The organism is Pseudomonas sp. efr-133-TYG-103a, assembly GCF_030209235.1.
GTDB lineage: Bacteria > Pseudomonadota > Gammaproteobacteria > Pseudomonadales > Pseudomonadaceae > Aquipseudomonas.
The window spans coordinates 24,276-43,023 of the sequence record NZ_JARVSK010000015.1; the positions used below are offsets into that span (position 1 = coordinate 24,276).

General features: G+C 62.6%; 18 protein-coding genes. 8 read left to right on the top strand and 10 right to left on the bottom strand.

The features are described from left to right. Positions 1–173: 173 nt before the first annotated feature. Positions 174–1,544, bottom strand: a complete 1,371-nt coding sequence (locus QRN36_RS13210) for a gluconate:H+ symporter (protein ID WP_285424438.1) — start codon at positions 1,542–1,544, stop codon at positions 174–176. 338 nt (positions 1,545–1,882) lie between these two features. Continuing rightward, positions 1,883–2,767: a LysR family transcriptional regulator gene (locus tag QRN36_RS13215; RefSeq protein WP_093469907.1), complete on the bottom strand. Its 885-nt coding sequence runs from the start codon at positions 2,765–2,767 to the stop codon at positions 1,883–1,885. 247 nt (positions 2,768–3,014) lie between these two features. Here QRN36_RS13215 and QRN36_RS13220 point away from each other — a divergent pair, with 247 nt between their 5' ends. The 3 genes from QRN36_RS13220 (at position 3,015) to QRN36_RS13230 (ending at position 6,223) form a co-directional block, all read left to right on the top strand. After that, positions 3,015–3,716, top strand: coding sequence for a CoA transferase subunit A (locus QRN36_RS13220; RefSeq protein ID WP_285424439.1), 702 nt, complete (start codon positions 3,015–3,017; stop codon positions 3,714–3,716). 144 nt (positions 3,717–3,860) lie between these two features. Further along, on the top strand, positions 3,861–4,517 hold the full coding sequence (locus tag QRN36_RS13225; protein ID WP_285424440.1) for a CoA transferase subunit B: 657 nt from the start codon (positions 3,861–3,863) through the stop codon (positions 4,515–4,517). 287 nt (positions 4,518–4,804) lie between these two features. Next, positions 4,805–6,223: a TIGR00366 family protein gene (locus QRN36_RS13230; protein WP_285424441.1), complete on the top strand. Its 1,419-nt coding sequence runs from the start codon at positions 4,805–4,807 to the stop codon at positions 6,221–6,223. Positions 6,224–6,274: 51 nt separating this feature from the next. Here QRN36_RS13230 and QRN36_RS13235 read toward each other — a convergent pair whose 3' ends face one another. Further along, a complete protein-coding gene (locus tag QRN36_RS13235; protein WP_285424442.1) occupies positions 6,275–6,763 on the bottom strand; it encodes a MarR family winged helix-turn-helix transcriptional regulator in 489 nt (162 codons plus the stop codon). A 150-nt stretch (positions 6,764–6,913) separates the two neighbouring features. Here QRN36_RS13235 and QRN36_RS13240 point away from each other — a divergent pair, with 150 nt between their 5' ends. Beyond that, complete coding sequence (locus QRN36_RS13240; protein WP_285424443.1) at positions 6,914–8,485, top strand: MFS transporter; 1,572 nt, start codon at positions 6,914–6,916, stop codon at positions 8,483–8,485. On the opposite strand, the gene QRN36_RS13245 is transcribed toward QRN36_RS13240, so the two are convergent. Both QRN36_RS13245 and QRN36_RS13250 read right to left on the bottom strand, forming a co-directional pair. Further along, positions 8,473–8,799, bottom strand: a complete 327-nt coding sequence (locus tag QRN36_RS13245) for an antibiotic biosynthesis monooxygenase (RefSeq protein WP_285424444.1) — start codon at positions 8,797–8,799, stop codon at positions 8,473–8,475. The genes QRN36_RS13240 and QRN36_RS13245 overlap by 13 nt on opposite strands. Next, positions 8,796–9,527, bottom strand: a complete 732-nt coding sequence (locus QRN36_RS13250; RefSeq protein WP_285424445.1) for a CTP synthase — start codon at positions 9,525–9,527, stop codon at positions 8,796–8,798. Before QRN36_RS13250 ends, QRN36_RS13245 begins: the two co-directional genes overlap by 4 nt. Before the next feature lie 104 nt (positions 9,528–9,631). Here QRN36_RS13250 and QRN36_RS13255 point away from each other — a divergent pair, with 104 nt between their 5' ends. Then, positions 9,632–10,501 (top strand): LysR family transcriptional regulator, encoded by an 870-nt coding sequence (locus QRN36_RS13255; protein ID WP_285424526.1) that lies wholly within the window; start codon positions 9,632–9,634, stop codon positions 10,499–10,501. A 49-nt stretch (positions 10,502–10,550) separates the two neighbouring features. Here the strand turns inward: QRN36_RS13255 and QRN36_RS13260 are convergent, their stop codons facing one another. The 4 genes from QRN36_RS13260 to QRN36_RS13275 form a co-directional block, all read right to left on the bottom strand. Then, a complete protein-coding gene (locus QRN36_RS13260) occupies positions 10,551–11,456 on the bottom strand; it encodes an AraC family transcriptional regulator (protein WP_285424446.1) in 906 nt (301 codons plus the stop codon). Positions 11,457–11,552: 96 nt separating this feature from the next. Further along, positions 11,553–12,242 carry a fumarylacetoacetate hydrolase family protein gene (locus QRN36_RS13265; RefSeq protein ID WP_285424447.1) on the bottom strand — a complete coding sequence of 230 codons (690 nt, stop codon included), beginning with the start codon at positions 12,240–12,242 and terminating at the stop codon, positions 11,553–11,555. A gap of 141 nt (positions 12,243–12,383) precedes the next feature. After that, the gene (locus tag QRN36_RS13270; RefSeq protein WP_285424448.1) at positions 12,384–13,148 is read right to left on the bottom strand and encodes an SDR family oxidoreductase; all 765 of its coding nucleotides are present in this window, start codon (positions 13,146–13,148) and stop codon (positions 12,384–12,386) included. Between the two features lie 59 nt (positions 13,149–13,207). Then, a complete protein-coding gene (locus tag QRN36_RS13275; RefSeq protein WP_285424449.1) occupies positions 13,208–14,140 on the bottom strand; it encodes a 2-hydroxyacid dehydrogenase in 933 nt (310 codons plus the stop codon). A 439-nt stretch (positions 14,141–14,579) separates the two neighbouring features. Between QRN36_RS13275 and QRN36_RS13280 the strand changes: the two genes are divergently transcribed. Beyond that, the gene (locus QRN36_RS13280) at positions 14,580–15,719 is read left to right on the top strand and encodes a glycerophosphodiester phosphodiesterase (RefSeq protein ID WP_285424450.1); all 1,140 of its coding nucleotides are present in this window, start codon (positions 14,580–14,582) and stop codon (positions 15,717–15,719) included. 111 nt (positions 15,720–15,830) lie between these two features. Here QRN36_RS13280 and pyrF read toward each other — a convergent pair whose 3' ends face one another. Then, complete coding sequence (gene pyrF / locus QRN36_RS13285) at positions 15,831–16,529, bottom strand: orotidine-5'-phosphate decarboxylase (RefSeq protein ID WP_177182243.1); 699 nt, start codon at positions 16,527–16,529, stop codon at positions 15,831–15,833. Positions 16,530–16,971: 442 nt separating this feature from the next. On the opposite strand from pyrF, the gene eat reads away from it, so the two are divergent. Both eat and QRN36_RS13295 read left to right on the top strand, forming a co-directional pair. After that, entirely contained in the window at positions 16,972–18,336 is a 1,365-nt protein-coding gene (gene eat / locus QRN36_RS13290; RefSeq protein WP_093469952.1) for an ethanolamine permease, read from the top strand. Positions 18,337–18,508: 172 nt separating this feature from the next. Further along, positions 18,509–18,676 carry a DUF2897 family protein gene (locus tag QRN36_RS13295; RefSeq protein ID WP_093469957.1) on the top strand — a complete coding sequence of 56 codons (168 nt, stop codon included), beginning with the start codon at positions 18,509–18,511 and terminating at the stop codon, positions 18,674–18,676. The last annotated feature ends 72 nt before the right edge of the window (positions 18,677–18,748 follow it).

Genomic DNA, 18,748 nt, shown 5'->3' on the forward strand with positions numbered 1-18,748 from the left:
GAAGCCAAGGCTACGCCCCGGCCCTTTCCAGCAGAAATCAGTCGTCTTGATAGTCGGTATCGGCTGCGCAACGGTTAGCACTGCTGTTCGCGCGTTGTCCTGTGATTGTCTTCTGTTGGTCCTTCGGCAGAACACCCGCTTCCTTGCGGGATCTGTGCACACAACGGCAAGGTTTACACCAACCAATGCCACAGCAGCGAGGTGCCGATCAGGCCGACCACCGATACGATGGTCTGCAATACCGACCAGACCCAGAGGGTCTGCTTCAGCTGCAAGCCGAAATACTCGCGGACCATCCAGAAGCCCGCATCGTTGACGTGGCAGAAGAACACCGAACCCGCACCGATCACCAACGCCACCAATGACGCTTCCACTGGCGCAAGCCCGGCCATCATCGGCGCAAGAATGCCCGCAGTAGTGGTAGTCGCGACCGTCGCCGAGCCTGTCGCCTGACGCAGCGCGACCGCGATCAGCCATGCCAGCAACAGGTACGGCATGTGCGCGCCCTCGGCCACCTTACTGATGGTCTGACTGACGCCGGCATCGAGCAGCGTCTGTTTCAGGCCGCCACCGGCACCGATGGTCAGCAACAGAACGGCAATCGGCGCCAGGCTTTTACGCAGCGTGTTGCCCACCCGCTCGCGGGAAATGCCATTGGCCCAACCCAGACAGACCGTCGCCGCCAGCACGGCAATGCCCAACGCCACCAAAGGCTCGCCGAGAAACTTCAGCGCCAGTGCCGCGTTGCTTTCCGGTTCCATGGCCACCTTGGCCAGCGTGCTGCCGAGCATCAGGATGACGGGCAGCAGAATGATCAACAGCGAAATCCCGAAACCCGGCTGGCGGGTCACGGTGGACTTGGCCGAGAACAGCTCACCCAGCTCAGCCGGTTCCTCAATGTGCAGCCGCCTGGACAGCCAGTTGCCGTAGAGCGGACCTGCGAGGATCACCGCGGGCACCGCAATGCAGAAGCCCAGCAACATGGTCAATCCGAGATCGGCGTGCAACGCACTCACGGCAATCAAGGGGCCTGGATGCGGAGGCATCAGGGCGTGAAGCGTGGTCATGCCGGCCAGCGCCGGAATGGCGATCTTGAGCAGCGGCTGGCCCGACTGCCGTGCCATGACGAAGATGATCGGCACCATCATTACCAAGCCCACTTCGAAGAACAGCGGCAGGCCGATGACCATCGCCACCAGCGCCATGACCCACGGCAATGTCTTGCCCTTGCCAAGGCCAAGCAGGGTCGAGGCGATGCGATCAGCCGCACCTGACTCGGCCATCAACGCGCCGAGCATCGCGCCCAGCGCAATGATGATCCCCGCTTCCCCGAGAATCCCGCCCGCGCCCTTGCTGAACGCTTTCGCCACAGCCTCCGCCGGCAATCCTGCGCCTATCCCTGCGATGAAAGTCCCCACCAGAATCGACAGAAATGGCGGGAGTTTGGTAGCGCTGATCAGCACGATAATCGTGGCAATGGCGATCAGGCAGCAGATGATCAGACGGGTGTCATGGAACACCCACGCAGCAGACGATAAATCCAATGCGGAACCCCTTATCGTTCGATTTTTATTGAAGGTTGGCCTGAAACAATTTGTTTCAGGTGGCCAAACGATACCGGATGCGGCAAGACGTCGCAGTGATTTTTTCGTAGAAAGTGGCCGAAACGGCCTGCCATTCATCCATTCATTTAAATGAATCTGCGTTCCGCACGGGCCTCTTCCCGGCTGAAGCCGGTCCTACAAGCGCCGCAAGTTTTTCGTAGGACCGGCTTCAGCCGGGAAGGCGTCGGGCATCACGCCGTCGATGGAAGGGGCGTTGAAGACCGTTGGCTCACGCCCATAGAAACCGCAATGTCGCTCGTGGACAAAGGGTCGCCAGATCACGCTTGCGCGCATTCGATCAACACGTCGCGCAATGCCTGCGCGGCCGCCGAGAGTTTGTGATCGACCTGGGTCATCAGTCCGATCCGGCGTTCGATGCGCGGGCCTTCCAGTGCGATGCACCGCGCGCCCAGTTCTTCCATCTGGCTGATGCACAACGACGGCACGGCGCTGACGCCCAGGCCGTTGGCAACCATGCGCCCGACCGTTGAAAGCTGATGGCTCTCGAACGCCACCGACAATTTGCCGTGTTGCGTGTGCAGATCCTGTTCGAGCAGCAGCCGCACCGCCGACGGTCGCTGAAGGGTGATGAAGTCGTGACGCAACAGTTCGTCCCATGCGACCACGCCGCGTTCGGCCAATGGCGAATCCATCGGCACCACTGCCACGAAGCGGTCCATGTAGAACGGGGTGAACGTCAGGTTGTTGCTCGACTCCGGCTCGAACCCGACACCCAGCTCGACCCGTCGATGGTCTAGCATCTCAAGCACCTGTTCGTTAATGACGTCGTGCACGGCCACGTTGACCCGCGGATAGCGCTCGCGAAAAACCTTGAGCGCGATCGGCAGCAGATTGCCTGCAAACGACGGCATGGCCGCGATGGTGACCTTGCCCATCTGCAACGTGAAACGCTGACGCAGCAGCTCTTCGGTGTTGTCCCAGTCGGCCAGCAGCTGTCGGGCCAGTGGCAACAGGGCCTCGCCTTCGGGCGTGAGACTGACATTGCGTGTGGTGCGGGTCAGCAGTTGGCCGCCCAGATCGTCTTCCAGCGCCTTGATGGTCAGGCTCAGCGCGGGTTGCGACAGATGCAGCCGCTCCCCTGCCTGGGCAAAGCTCAGGCACTGGGCAACGGCCAGAAACGCACGCAGCTGTTTGACGTTCATATATTTGGTTTACTTATCAATCCATGAAAAAAACAAAATTAACAAATCACTGAGTGCGAGAGAAGATGCGGTGAACAACCTCCAGGCAGCATGAGCACCTCACGGCGCAGGGAAGACAACGCAAGAACAGGCGTAAAGCGGAGTTCAGGCTCCTGAACGAGCCCGTTCGTAGCCGTGTCCCCATGCACTGTTTTAGGCGCCTGGCGACAGATTGTCGGACATAAATATAACAAGGCGGGATATCACCATGGCTGGACTCGACAAGCGAGTTGCAACGTACGAAGAAGCCCTTGCCGGGCTGACCGACAACATGACCGTGCTTTCCGGTGGCTTCGGTCTGTGCGGTATTCCGGAAAACCTCATCGCCGAAATCAAGCGCCGTGGCGTCAAGGGCCTGACCGTTGTCTCGAACAACTGCGGTGTCGACGGGTTTGGGCTGGGTATCCTGCTGGAAGACCGGCAGATCCGTAAGATGATCGCTTCTTACGTGGGTGAAAACGCCCTGTTCGAGCGTCAGTTGCTCAGCGGCGAACTCGAAGTCGAACTCACGCCGCAAGGCACGCTGGCTGAGAAGATGCGCGCTGGCGGCGCCGGCATTCCTGCTTTCTACACCGCGACCGGTTACGGCACGCCTGTGGCCGAAGGTAAGGAAACCCGTCAGTTCAACGGGCGCAACGTCATCCTGGAAGAAGCCATCACCGGCGACTTCGCCATCGTCAAAGGCTGGAAAGCCGACCATTTCGGCAACGTGGTGTACCGCCACACCGCGCAGAACTTCAACCCGGTCGTGGCCACCGCTGGCAAGATCACCGTGGTGGAAGTCGAAGAAATCGTCGAACCCGGTGTCCTGCTGCCGACCGAGATCCACACGCCCGGCATTTACGTGGATCGCGTGATTCTGGGCACGTTCGAGAAGCGCATCGAACAGCGCACCATCAAGAAAGCCTGACGCCTGCTGCCGGTCTTCCATCGACCGGCAGCCCATTCATCCGTGGCAGGCCGGTGCGCCGGTCGCAACTGATGCAGGGCCACGCCCGCGCCAGTTGCCTGCGACGGAATCGGTCACCGGACACAATAAAAGAGACCCAAGATCATGGCACTCTCCCGCGAACAAATGGCACAGCGCGTAGCGCGCGAACTGCAAGACGGCTTCTATGTGAACCTGGGCATCGGCATTCCAACCCTGGTCGCCAACTACGTACCGGACGGCATCGACGTGATGCTGCAATCGGAAAACGGCTTGCTGGGCATGGGCGAATTCCCGACCGAGGAGACCATCGACGCCGACATGATCAACGCCGGCAAGCAGACCGTCACCGCGCGCAAAGGCGCGTCGATCTTCTCCTCGGCCGAGTCGTTCGCGATGATTCGCGGCGGCCATGTCGACCTGACCGTGCTCGGCGCATTCGAGGTCGATGTCGAGGGCAACATCGCTTCCTGGATGATCCCCGGCAAGCTGGTCAAGGGCATGGGCGGCGCGATGGACCTGGTCGCCGGTGCCGACAACATCATCGTCACCATGACCCACGCGTCCAAAGACGGCGAATCGAAACTGCTGTCGCGGTGCAGCCTGCCGCTGACGGGCGCTGGCTGCATCAAGAAAGTGCTGACCGACCTGGCCTACCTCGAGATCGAGAACGGCGCGTTCATCCTGCGCGAAACCGCGCCGGGCGTGACCGTCGAGGAGATTATCGCCAAGACCGCCGGCAAACTCATCGTTCCTGACGATGTGGTCGAGATGAAGTTCTGAGCGCACTGAGTGGCCGCGTTCCCCTGTAGGAGCGCGCTTGCCCGCGATCAAAGCCCGTTCATTCACCCACGCAGTGTCTGAACAATCGCTTAGCGGATAAGCGCGCTCCTACAGGGTACGCGTCCGCCCAAGTCTGTCGTTACACCTGCGTCATATCGTTGTGCCATATTGCCTCTTCATCCGTGAAGGGGCTTTGCTGTATCTAGCGCCTGACTTTTCGCATCACTGCCAACACTAAAAACAGCTATTCGAATAGCACCTGACAATAACTCCAAGAGGTAGAAAACGTGGCCGCCGATATTGAAGAAAGCCGCTCCGCCCGATTTGCCCTGCGTTGTGCCAAGTGGGCAGAACGCTGGTTCCCCGACTCCTGGGTGTTCGCCGCCCTGGCAGTCGTCATCGTCACCCTGGCAACGCTGGCCATCGGGGCGAAACCTGCCGACACCGCCAAGGCGTTCGGCGACGGTTTCTGGAGCCTGATCCCCTTCACCATGCAAATGGCCTTCGTGGTCATCGGCGGCTACGTCGTCGCCAGCTCGCCTCCGGCGGTCAAGCTGATCGACCGCCTGGCGCGCATCCCCAAGAATGGCCGCTCGGCGGTCGCCTGGGTCGCGCTGATCTCCATGGTCGCCTCGCTGTTGAACTGGGGCCTGTCGCTGGTTTTCGGCGGGCTGCTGGTACGCGCGCTGGCCCGTCGCACCGATCTGAAAATGGACTATCGCGCAGCCGGTGCTGCCGCTTATCTGGGTCTGGGCGCCGTGTGGGCGCTGGGCTTGTCGTCGTCGGCTGCACAGCTGCAGGCCAACCCGGCGAGTCTGCCGCCTTCGATTCTGGCCATCACCGGGATGATCCCGTTCACCCAGACTATCTTCCTGTGGCAGTCGGGCGTGATGCTGCTGGCGCTGGTGGTGATCTCGATCATCGTCGCCTACGCCACGGCACCTGGCCCGGCCAACGCCCGGGACGCCAAGGAATGCGGCGTGGATCCGGCGTTCAGCCTGCCGCCGCTGCCACCGCGCACCCGCCCTGGCGAGTGGCTGGAATACAGCCCGCTGCTGATCATTCTGATGGTGATTCTGGCGTCGGGATGGTTGTACAACGAGTTCAGCACCAAGCCTGCGATCACCGCGATTTCCGGCCTGAACACCTATAACTTCCTGTTCATCATGGTCGGTGCGCTGTTGCACTGGCGTCCGCGCAGCTTTCTGGATGCGGTCGCGCGCGCCGTGCCGACCACCACCGGCGTGCTGATCCAGTTTCCGCTGTACGGCTCGATTGCCGCGCTGCTGACCACGGTCAAGGGTGGCGACGCACAAACCGTCGCGCATCACATCTCGACGTTCTTCACCAGCATCGCCTCTCACGATACGTACGCGCTGCTGATGGGCGTGTACTCGGCGATTCTCGGGTTCTTCATTCCGTCCGGTGGCGGCAAGTGGATCATCGAAGCGCCGTACGTCATGCAAGTGGCCAACGATCTCAAATACCACTTGGGCTGGGCTGTGCAGATTTACAACGCCGCCGAAGCGCTGCCGAACCTGATCAATCCGTTCTACATGCTGCCGCTGCTGGGCGTGCTGGGCATCAAGGCGCGTGATCTGATCGGATTCTCGTTCGTGCAACTGCTGGTTCACACGCCGCTGGTGCTGTTCCTGCTGTGGGCGCTGGGCACGACACTGGCCTACATCCCGCCAGTGATGCCGTAAAACGAGTACGCAGCAGGGCTTGTTCCCCGCCTGCTGCAAACCTGGCGTCGATCACACCGGATCGGCGCCTTCATATTCGCCTGCTGCCACATCGATCAGCGCCTGGCGCAACGCCACGGCACGTTCGGCGCCGTAGGTCTTTTCAAAACTGGCTTGGGCCTGCTGCCAGAGCGGCTGGGTCTCCAGCAATTTATCCATGCCCGCCCGCGTCAGGCTGACCAGACGGCTGCGCTTGTCCGCCGAATCCACCTGCACCTGCACCCACCCTTCGCGCTCCAGTGGCTTGAGGTTCTGCGCCAGCGCCGAACGGTCGATCAGCAGCAAAGCCGCCAGTTCCGACATGCTCGCCACCTCGCAGCGGGCGATCTGCATCAGGATCGAGCGCTGGGTCGAGCGCAGACCCGATGGCGCCAGCAATGCGTCGTACAGCAAGGTGATGCGTCGGGTCGCCTTGCGCAGGTAAGTGGCGTGGCAGGTCGCTTGCGGCGGGATATTCAGGCCCTCCGGTATTGCGACGCTGCGTTTCTGTCTGTCGTTCATGAACCTTCCTTCGAGCCATGGGCGCACGCACCGGTCCAGCACACGATCGTGCTTTCAAAAATATGCCTTGACCAATGCTGGCATATCCCCGCAAATTGAAAAAGGAGCATATACCGCTAATTGGTAGATTGCAGGTCATCGAGACTGGAAATGAGCACCGAACATCTGTCGCCCGCCGAGGGCTTGCACCGAATCCTGATCCTGCTGTGCGTGTCGGTTCCGTCCTTCATGATCAACCTGGACTCCAATATCGTCGCGGTTTCGCTCTCCTCCATCGCCCAGTCTCTGCATGCCGACTTCGCCGACATCGAATGGGTGATCAGCGCCTACACGCTGACCTTCGCATCCTGCGTCATGCCGGCCGGCGCACTCGCCGATCGATACGGGCGTAAACGCATGCTGCTGATCGGCCTGAGCGTGTTCACCGGCGCCTCCCTGATCTGCGGTGCAGCGGGCGATGTGCTGCTGCTCAACGGCGCGCGGGCGCTGCAGGGCATCGGCGCGGCGATCTTGCTGAGTTCGGCGCTGGCCACGTTGTCCCATACCTTCCGCGGCGCACATCGGGCCAGAGCCTTTGCCTTCTGGGGTTCGGTCATCGGCATCGCGACCTCGCTGGGGCCGGTGGCCGGCGGGTTCATCACTCAGCATTTCGGCTGGCAATGGGTGTTCTACATCAACATCCCGATCGGCGCCGCGATGTTCGCGCTGACCCTTTACGCTGTCGATGAGTCACGTGATCCGCACGCACGCAAGGTCGACGTGCCGGGCTCGTTGACGTTTTCCAGCAGCCTGTTCCTGGTGACGCTGGCACTGATCACCGGCAACCACGAAGGCTGGGGGAGCAACGGGATCGTGCTGGAATTCGCCTGCTCCGGCGCGCTGTTCGTGCTGTTCCTGCTGGTGGAAACCAGGCAGCAACGTCCGATGCTCGACCTGAGTTTCTTCCGCCGGCCCACCTACATCGGCGCCAATATCGCAGGGCTGGCCTATGCCGGCGGTCTGCTGACCATGTTCACCTACTTGCCGATCTACTTTCAGAGCGGCCTGGGCCTGAGCCCGCAGAAAGCCGGACTGCTCATGCTGCCCATCGCCCTGCCGTTGTTCATTGTGCCGCGCATTGTCGCCACCTGGCTGACACACCGTTTCAGTGGCCGGGCATTGCTGACGGTCGGCCTGGCCACCATCGGCGTCGGCCTGTCATGGCTGGCGATGCAAGCGCTGCAGTTCGATTACGCGTCCATGTCGGCAGGGCTGCTGATCGCGGGAGTGGGCGCGGGCATTCTCAATGGCGAGACCGCCAAGGTGAGCATGTCGGTGATACCGCCCGAGCGTGCCGGCATGGCGTCCGGCGTCTCCGGTACGGTGCGGTTCAGCGGCATCGTCGTGGGGTTTGCAGCGTTGGGCGCGATTCTGTTCTCACGCGTCTCGGCGACCCTCGCCGAAAGTCTGCCGCCAGGTTCGGACATCGACCCGGTGGCACTCACGCGCAGCATCGCGGCGGGGGATCTGTCCGCCGGCCAGCAGGCGATGCTCCCCGGCATCGACCTGCACGCACTGGCGCTGCACAGTTTCGGCAGCGGCTATCAGGCGATCCTGTGGGTGGGCGCTGCAATCGCCTTCAGCGCGGCCCTGCTGACCTGGCTGCTGGTGCGCAGCAGCGACACCGCGCCGACGCCACGTCATGCCAGCAGCGCCAGCGTCGTTGCGCCTCAGGTGGAATAGCGGTAATCACGCTCGACTTTGCTCACCCGCGTGGTGCAGCTGCGGTACCACGTCGAGCGGCCAAGCTCACGAATCGCACGGTGCTCGGGGTGTTGCTTCCAGGCCAGAATCGCCTCCTCGCTCGACCAGTAGGAGACGGTGATGCCAAGCCCGTCTTCACCCCGCGCCGACTCCACGCCGAGGAAACCCGGCTGCTCGCGCACCCGATCAAGCATTCGCAACGCCGCGCGCTGATAACCCTCATCGTCCGCGGTCGTGCGCACCGAGGTGAAAATCACCGCGTAATACGGTCGGTCGAAGGTGTCGGTGATCATCGTGTTGCCCTCAAGGCGGAACAGGCCATGACGAAGGCCTTGACCAGCGGCGGCGTCGTGGCCGCCCCGGTGTCGCTTGCCAGCGCTGCGCGTTCAGGCTGGAACAGCGTGGCGAGGAAGAACGGATGGTCATCCCGTTCAATCGCCCGAACCTCGTCGTCGGCGTCGTACCCGCACACCTTCAGCGGGCCGGCGAACATTGCGGCCTCCAGCGACTTGCGCAAACCGTAACGGCAGCGGTAGCGCTCCCGGGTTTCCTGCGCGCCATAAGCCTGGGCGATGCGCGAACCCGGCAGCAGCCGGATCGGCGCGAACGCTTCCACCAACGAACAGCTCAGCGGCGTGATGATCGCCTGCTCGGAATCCGGTGCTGTCTCGGCGTGCTCGGCGTCCGTCCAGCCCAGCTCATTGCGTGCGTACTCGAGCAAGGCATGCTGAAAGCCGCCGCAGGTGCCTAAAAACGGCACGCGCCGGGTGCGAGCGAAACCGATGGCGGTCAGCGCGCCGTTCATGTCGCGATAGGGGCTGGCCGGTACGCACCAGATGCCATCGAAGGCTTGTAACAACGCGCCGTCAGCCACCTCTGGAGTCGGCACCCATTGATATGTCAGAGGCGTCCCTGACTCCGCCGCGACCCTGTCCAGCGCGACCGGAATGGCCAGATGCGCGGGTACGTTCGCGTCGTAATCGCCGACCAATGCAATGCGAATAGCCTGTTGCTGCTCCATGACCGCTCCTTGATGTCAAAACGCTTTGCCGTGTGGCTGAACGGCACTATAAGCTTGCGGCCTTGCAATCAGAATGGGCGCCCAAGCAAGTGATCAATGCAGCGATGCACTATCGAATCAATCATGCCGACCTCACGTTGATCCTCGCGCTGGTGCGCGGCAAGACCCTGTCCCGCGCTGCGGAACTGCTCGCCGTCGACGTGTCCACCGTGTTCAGGTCAGTGCGTCGGCTCGAGGCAGCGGTGGGCACCGCACTGTTCGACAAAAGCCGCGCCGGCTATCAACCCACGAGCGCCGCGATCGCGCTGGCGCAACAGGCCGAAAGCGCCGAGCAGGCGTTGACGCTGGCGCAGATCAGCCTCGAGCAAGGGCAGCACATCGTCAGCGGCACGGTTCGCCTGACTTGCACCGAAGCGGTGTTGCAAAGCCTGTTGTTGCCTGCACTCACGCGGTTCATGCCGAACTATCCCGGGCTGCAGCTGGAACTCAATACGTCCAGCACCTTCGCCAACCTCAGCCGCCGCGATGCGGACATCGCGCTGAGGCTGACCGACGCGCCCCCGCAGCATCTGGTGGGCACGCGCCTGGGAACGGTGTCGTACCGCGTGTGTGCCAGCGAGGACTATGTGGCCCGCCAGGACAATCTGGCGCTGGAGAACCTGCACTGGATCGCCCCAGATGATTTCCTGCCCGATCACCCGACCGTGACCTGGCGCCGACAATGGTTGCCGAAGGTCAAGCTCGCCTATCGCTGCAGTTCGATGCTGGCGGTGGCGCAACTGGCGCGTGCAGGCATGGGCGTCGCGGCGCTGCCTGACTTCATGTTGCGCGACGCAGGCTTGCAGCAGTTGAGCGGGCCGTTGGAAGGTTATGACACCGCGCTGTGGGTACTGACGCGACCGGACTGTCGGGCATTGCGATCAGTGTCGGCGCTGTTCAGCGAACTGGCCCGCACGATTCGACTGCACGACTGACCGGGCTGTGGCGGTTCAGGCTGAGCAATCCGATAGCAGGCAACAGGCGTCAGACGCCGCGATGTTCGCGCCGGAACTGGCCGGGCGGGACGCCATGGGCCTTGCGAAAACGTCGGGAGAAATACGCTTCGTCCGCAAAGCCGCAGGTGTCAGCGATGTGACTCAGGGGCTTGTCGCTGTTCATCAGTTGCGTGCGCGCCAGGCGCATCCGGCGTTCGAGCACCAACTCTGAAAACGTGCTGCCGGTTTCCTTGCGCAGCAGGTGCGTCAGGTAATTGGGCGAAAGAAACGCGGCCGCCGCGGCATCGGTCAGGGTCATCGTCGACTCGGCGATGTGCTCGCGGATGTACGCCATGACCCTGCCCATGGCGTCGCGGCGCCCTCTGCGCTCGGCCTTGTTCGCCGACAGCGCCAGCAACGGCGCCTCGAACAGGTTGCAGACCTTGCCGATCAGTTGCAGCAGGCAGCCGCGCAAAATCGATCCGGAACCCAGCTGGCGCGTCTGATCCAGCTCGCGCATCTGGGTCAGCAACGCCGTCACGTCGCCGAAGTCAGCGTCGTCGAGAATGAAATCCAGATGTTCCTGAAAGCGGAACGGTGCCAATTCCGGCGCCTCGGCCAGCGAGACGTCTTCGAGGTCCATCGGATCGCACTGCAGATGTTGCAGGAGAAACTCCTGCGAGAAGTTGATCAGCACGAAATTGCCGTCCTCCGGATGCGGGATGACGTGCAGCCGGTGCGGCAGGATGAATGCCAGGGTGTTGCGCGGGAATGGCCGGATGGCGCCGCCAATATGCTGCACGGTGTCGCCGCCGAGGTTGATCTGGATCTGGAAGTATTCGTGGCGATGGGGCGCGGTCAGCGCCGGTCGCGCCGACTTGTCACGGATATAGAAATCCATGCGGTCGCTGCGCTGCTGCATGCCGTAGGTCTGGATGCGGGAAGGGTTGGCCATCGCGGACACCTGAGTCGCCGGTTCGAACCGCCGCATGTTAGGGCACGTGCGGCCGTCGAACCAAGCGATTGTTGTGTCACGGCAGGTGCGTGGCGGTCAGTCGAGGGTCAGGCTCAACTCGGCGACGCCTTCGATCCCGGCCGTGACTACATCACCGCGCTGCAGCGCGCCAACGCCCGCCGGCGTGCCGGTGTAGATCAGGTCACCGGCTTTGACGCCAACCGATTGCGACAGGTAAGCGATGACGTCCTTGACCGGCCAGATCTGGTCGGCCAGGTCTCCGCGCTGGCGGCTCTGGCCGTTCACGTCGAGCCAGATTGCGCCGGATTCCGGATGGCCGACCTTGCTCACCGGCAGCAGCGCCGTGGCGGGTGCCGACGCATCGAAGGCCTTGGCCCATTCCCACGGACGCCCCATTTTCTTGGCTTGCGCCTGCAGATCGCGGCGCGTCAGATCCAGACCCACGCCATAGCCCCATACATGGCTCAGCGCATCCTCCGGGCTGATGTTCACGCCGTCCTTGCCGATGGCAACGACCAGCTCGATCTCATGGTGCAGGTCTTCGGTCAGCGGCGGATAGGCAATGCTGCCTTCGGCCGGAACCACGGCATCGGCCGGCTTCATGAAAAAGAACGGCGGCTCGCGATCAGGATCGTGACCCATTTCCCGAGCGTGCTCGGAATAGTTGCGACCGACGCAGAATACGCGGCGGATCGGAAAGCGGCTGGTGGTCCCGGCCACCGCCAGCGATGGCGTGGCGACCGGTGCGATGACGAATTCACTCATGATCATGTCCTCGTTTGAAGTGGATCGGCATGGCGCCATTCTGCGCATACATGGATCGACCGGGTTGGACAGATCCCACAGGATATTGGACGAAACAACGGTGGGTGAGCTTACGGCGGGCGGCTGCCTGCGCCCGCTGCCTCAGCCACGCCCCACGAACGGCATGCTGCTGGCCATGACGGTCATGTTCAGCACGTTGGCCGACAATGGCAGCGCGGCCATGTAGCTCACGGCGTCTGCCACATGCTGGACGTTCATGGTCGGCTCGACTTCCAGCGTCCCGTTGGCCTGCAACACGCCTTTGGTCATGCGATCGGTCATCTCGGTGAGCGCATTGCCGATGTCGATCTGACCGCAGGCGATGTTGTAAGGCCGGCCATCCAGCGCCGTGCTTTTGGTCAGCCCGTGCACCGCATGTTTGCTGGAGGTATACGGCGAGCTGAACAAACGCGGGGTATGCGCCGAGATCGAGCCGTTGTTGATGATCCGCCCGCCCTGCGGCACTTGCCGGCGCATCAGGCCGAATGCGCCGCGCACGCACAGAAACATCCCTGTGACATTGGTGTCGATGACGTTCTTCCACTGCTCGACCGACAACTCGTCCATCGGCACCGCAGGCGCGCCGATGCCGGCGTTGTTGAACGAGACATCCAGTCGGCCAAAGGTGTGTTCGATGGCGGCGAACAACGCATCGACACTGGCCGGATCGCGCACATCGGTGGGCACCGCCAAGGCTTGCTGCCCCGCCGCTTTCGCTTGGTCCGCCAAGGCCTGCAACGGTTCGGGACGTCGCCCGGCCAGCACCACCGCGAAACCGTCGGACAGCAACTGCAGCGCCACGGCGCGGCCAATCCCGCTGCCGGCACCGGTGACAAGGGCGACTTTCAATACCGCTGGAGCAGACATACACGTTTCCTTTTGTTGTAAGAGTGAGCATCCGATTGCGAACGGACGCGTGCGCAGCGTCAGCTGTAAACAGGCGTCAGCACCGGCTTGCCCGCGTAGAACGCCAGCAGGTTGTTGGCGACCATCTGCACGGTGTCCCGCGAGGCCTCAGGCGACAGGCCCGCCAGATGCGGCGTCAGCACCACGTTGTTCAGGGTTTTCAATGCATCGGGAACCTGAGGCTCGTCGTCGAAAACATCCAGCGCCGCCCCGGCCAGGCGGCCGTGCTGCAACGCGTCGATCAGCGCCTCGGTGTCCACCACGCTGGCCCGCGCGATATTGACGATGAAGCCCTCGGGGCCCAGCGCCTCGATGGCGGCAGCGTCGATCAAATGTCGGGTAGAGCCGCCACCCGGCGTTGCGACCACCAGAAAATCGGAGTCGTGGGCCAGTTGCAGAGGCGTCGCGCAGTAGTTGAAATCGACATCCGTTCGCGCCGAGCGGCTGTGATAATGGATCACCATGTCGAAGCCCAGCGCCCGCCGGGCGATGGCCATGCCCACCGCGCCCAGACCAAGAATGCCCAGGCGTTTGCCCGCGAAGGACGGCCGCGAGACTTTGCGCCATTCATGGCGACGTACCGACGCGTCGCTCTGCGCGATGTCGCGCACCAGTGACAGTAACAGCGCCATGGCGTGATCGGCGACGCTCGGCGCATTGACCCCGGCGCCGTTGGTCACGGTGATGCCCCTCGCCTCGGCGGCCGCCAGATCGACTTGCTCGTAGCCGGCACCGAGGACGCAGATGATCCCGAGTCGCGGCAGCGCGGCCATCTCCTCGGCGGTAAATCCCAGCGGCCCACGGGTCAGCACCGCGTCGATCTCATCGCCCCCGCTTGCCACCGCTTGCGCCCGCATCGCCGGGGTCGGGGCCAGAATCAGGCGAAACCCGCTGTCTTCCAGAATCGGCAAATACTCGTTCACGCTTTCAACCAGCACCAACACCGTCTTCATCTTCACTCCGCTGCGCACATTGGGATGGACAGACAGTAGCGTGACTCCCCGCGGTTTTCACCTCTGATCTCGATTTGCGTCACCCCCCGCCCCGCACGCGCTAGCGTCTGGCACAGCGGCTGCGAGGCGATCCGGACGGCCTGCGCCGCGAAGGCAGCGGTGAATCAGCGACGCGTCAGGCCGCGTCATGCGCAGGCACGCTTGAGGGTTGAAAAGTCGCGGCAGGACGTTTTAGCGTCATGAAAAATGCTGACACTGCACAGACCATCTCTCGTTACGACAACGTGTCTGCGTCAACGACAGCCGGGTTGCCCGCACCGACGCCAGCTGTTATTGGTCACAGCGATGGGCTGAACGATCAGTTGCGACAACGATGTGCCATGCAGTGCCCGATCTCACTGCGCCATGAATGAACATGCACAAAAGGAACGTCAAAACCATGTTGAAAGGAATAATCAGAACGTTGAGCACCGCCGCCATTGCCGGTGTGATGTTGTCGTCAGGGATGGCGCTCGCCGCCAGCGAGCCGGCCAGCAACCCGGGCAAGGCTCTGGCCGCGAAGGCCGGTGTGCCCTGGCCTGCGGTCATCGCCCACCGCGGCGCCTCGTTCAACGCGCCTGAGGAAACCATCCCCTCTTACACGCTGGCCCGCGAACTGGGCGCCGACTATCTGGAAATGGACATCCAGCGCACCAAGGACGGCGTGCTGATCGCGCTGCATGACGACACGCTGCAACGCACCACCAACATCAACGAGGTCTTTCCGGACCGGGCGACTCAGCCGGTGAGCAGCTTCACCCTTGAGGAACTCAAGCGTCTGGACGCTGGCTCCTGGTTCAACAAGGCCTACCCGGACCGCGCCAGAGCGAGCTACGCCGGGCTGAAGATTCTGACCCTGGATGAAGTGATCGACATCGCCGAGGGCGGCAAGAACAAACCCGGCCTGTACATCGAAACCAAAGTGCCGACGCAGTTTCCCGGCATCGAAGAAGACCTGAAAAAGAAACTCGATCAGCGCGGCTGGCTGAGTGAGCGTCCGGCTGCGGAAAAAGGCCATGTCAACGTCGCCCACCTGCCCGGCCGGGTCGTGCTGCAGACATTCGAGAAATCGAGTCTGGAATTGCTGCAGAAGAGCATGCCCGACACGCCTAAAGTGCTGCTGCTTTGGTTGGGCGATGGCTCGATTGCCGCTGCTTCCGAGACGTCCTTCAAGGATTCCGGGGCCAAGGACAAGGCGAGCTTTTATGCGAGCCAGCAGGTGAAGTCGAAAGAGGAGTTCGCTGCCTGGATGGACTGGGCCAAGGAACACGGAGCCATAGGCACCGGCCCCGCCTCTGCGCTGAAAAACGGCGGGGATCAGAGCTACATGGACCTGGTTAAACCGTGGATGAACAAGATGGCTCATGACCGAGGCCTGATCATCCATCCCTACACCGTTGACGACGCGGTGGATTTCAAGGCGATCAGTGCCAACGGCGTGGACGGCTTCTTTACCAACCGCACCTCGGAACTGCTGAAGTTCTACGGTCGGCCGTCGAAGGAAAGCATGGCGTCGATCCTGAAGCGGATCGGCTACTGACGGCAACGGGTGCAGCGCACCCGTCTCTGCTGACGACGCGGCCGTGCGCTGGCTGACGATTGGCCGGACAGCGGCATCAAGCGGCTGCTGAATGCCCGCGTTGCGCCAGCGTCACGCCAGTTCGGCCACCACCGCCGCCAGCGCCTTCGCCGGGTCGGCGGCCTGGCTGATCGGACGGCCGATGACCAGATAATCGGAGCCGGCATCCAGCGCCTGACGAGGCGTGAGGATGCGGCGTTGATCGTCCTGCGCGCTGCCTGCCGGGCGAATGCCCGGCGTCACCAGTTGCAGCGACGGGTGCGCGCTCTTCAGCGCCTGGGCTTCCAGCGCCGAGCACACCAGGCCGTCCATCCCGGCCTTTTCCGCCAGTGCCGCCAAACGCAGCACCTGCTCCTGCGGCTCGATGTCCAGACCGATCGCCGCCAGGTCTTCACGCTCCATGCTGGTCAGCACCGTCACGCCGATCAGCAGCGGCTTGTGCCCGCTGCGCTGATCCAGCACATCGCGACACGCGGCCATCATGCGCAGGCCACCGGAGCAGTGCACGTTGACCATCCACACGCCCATCTCGGCGGCGGCCTTGACCGCCATCGCCGTGGTGTTGGGGATGTCGTGGAATTTCAGGTCCAGAAACACTTCGAAGCCCTTGTCGTTGAGGGTTTCGACAATGCCCGACGCGCTGCTGGTGAACAGCTCCTTGCCCACTTTGACCCGGCACAGTTTCGGGTCCAGTTGATCAGCCAGTTTCAACGCGGCTTCGCGGGTCGGGAAATCCAGGGCGACGATGATGGGGGTCTGGCAAGCGGACATGAGCGGGTTCTCTGGCAAGTCGAAATCGGCGCGCATTGTAGCTGAACCAGCCCTGAGACGGGACCCGGTGATCGGTAAATGGCGCAAGGAATCTGCCGCCGTCGGCTGCACCTCATCGCCGATACCGTCCAGACGCTGCGGCTCGCGAAGTCTGCTGTGGGGCGAGCTGATTGGCGATTAGCCTGCATGAACGGTTCACGTCGTACGTGCGAACCATCGTCCGCGAGTCAATTCGTGCCTGCGAGCGCCGCAGGCTTCAGTGCCTCTAAAGCAGCCACGCCGCGGCATTCTGCTCACAAATCGCGCACGATGACGCCGCATTCGCCGAATAAGCATCCCGTAAGCGACCCGATTGGAAACATTACGACATCGCTTCCGGCCACTGGCATGACCGCTGCAACGCGCTACCTCCCGATGATCCAATCAATCCAGGGAGTGACGCATGAATACGCAACTGAAGCCCACGCTGGGCACGCTGCATTTGTGGGGGATCGCTGTCGGTCTGGTGATTTCCGGTGAATATTTCGGCTGGAGCTACGGCTGGGGAGTCGCCGGAACGCTCGGGTTTCTGCTGACGTCGCTGATGGTCGCGGCGATGTACACCTGTTTCATCTTCAGTTTCACCGAGCTGACGACCGCCATTCCCCATGCCGGCGGACCGTTTGCCTACAGCCGACGTGCGTTTGGCGAGAAAGGCGGCCTGATCGCAGGCCTGGCCACGCTGATCGAGTTCGTCTTCGCGCCGCCGGCCATTGCCCTGGCGATCGGCGCCTACCTGAACGTGCAGTTTCCCGCCCTGGACCCTAAACATGCAGCCGTCGGCGCCTACATCGTGTTCATGACCCTGAACATTCTGGGCGTCAAACTGGCCGCGACCTTCGAACTGGTCGTCTGCGTCCTCGCCGTCCTTGAACTGCTGGTGTTCATGGGCGTGGTCGCGCCTGCATTCAGCTTTTCCAACTTCGCCCTCAACGGCTGGGCCGGTTCGGACAGCTTCGGCGCCCCGGCCATTGCCGGGATGTTCGCGGCCATTCCGTTCGCCATCTGGTTCTTCCTTGCGATCGAAGGCGCGGCGATGGCGGCCGAAGAAGCCAAAGACCCCAAGCGCACGATTCCGAAAGCCTACATCAGCGGCATCATTACCCTGGTTTTGCTGGCGATGGGCGTGATGTTCTTCGCAGGCGGCGTGGGTGACTGGAAAGCCCTGTCGAACATCAACGACCCGCTTCCACAAGCGATGAAAGCGGTCGTCGGCGAAAGCTCGGGCTGGTTGCACATGCTGGTGTGGATCGGCCTGTTCGGTCTGGTGGCGAGTTTCCACGGCATCATCCTGGGCTACTCGCGACAGTTCTTCGCGCTGGCCCGCGCGGGTTACCTCCCCGCTTCGCTGGCGAAGCTGTCGCGCTTCCAGACGCCCCATCGGGCGATCATCGCCGGTGGCCTGATCGGCATCGCGGCGATCTACAGCGACGGCCTGATCAATCTGAGCGGCATGACGCTGACAGCGGCCATGATCACCATGGCCGTGTTCGGCGCCATCGTCATGTACATCATGAGCATGTTGAGCCTGTTCAAGCTGCGCAAGAGCGAGCCGCTGCTGGAGCGCACCTTCCGCGCGCCCGGCTACCCGATCGTGCCGGGGATCGCGCTGGTGCTGGCGGTGGTCTGCCTGATCGCGATGGCCTGGTTCAACGCGCTGATCGGGCTGATCTTCCTGGGGTTCATGGCCGCCGGTTTCATCTACTTCGGCATGACCGGACGCGCGCGTTCGGCTGCGCCCGCCGACTCGATGCTGACCGGCGTCTGAATCGACAGCCCACCGCTGCAGCGCGGCTTGCGCAACTGACGGCAAGCCGTGCCACAGCGACGCCCCCCTGCCGGCCACTGAAGTGACTTCCGTGGTCAGGCCGGACATCTCCTACAATTGAACCACTGGACAGCGCCGCTGCTCCAACCGGTATCACAAGAAGGAGAGCCCTATGCCCTGGTATGCCTGGTTAATTCTGGTAGTTGCAATCGGCTCGATCGTCGGCGGTCTGCTGATGCTCAAGGATTCAGCAAAAAAACTGCCCCTGACCGAAGAACAACTCAAGCGTGTCCATGAGCGCAACGCTGAAATGGACGCCAAGGAAGCGCGGGACCGTTGATGAACCGTGTGGGAGCGCCAGACCGCGCTCCCACTCACCTCGCTGCGATGCGCCCCTCACCGATGACTGCTC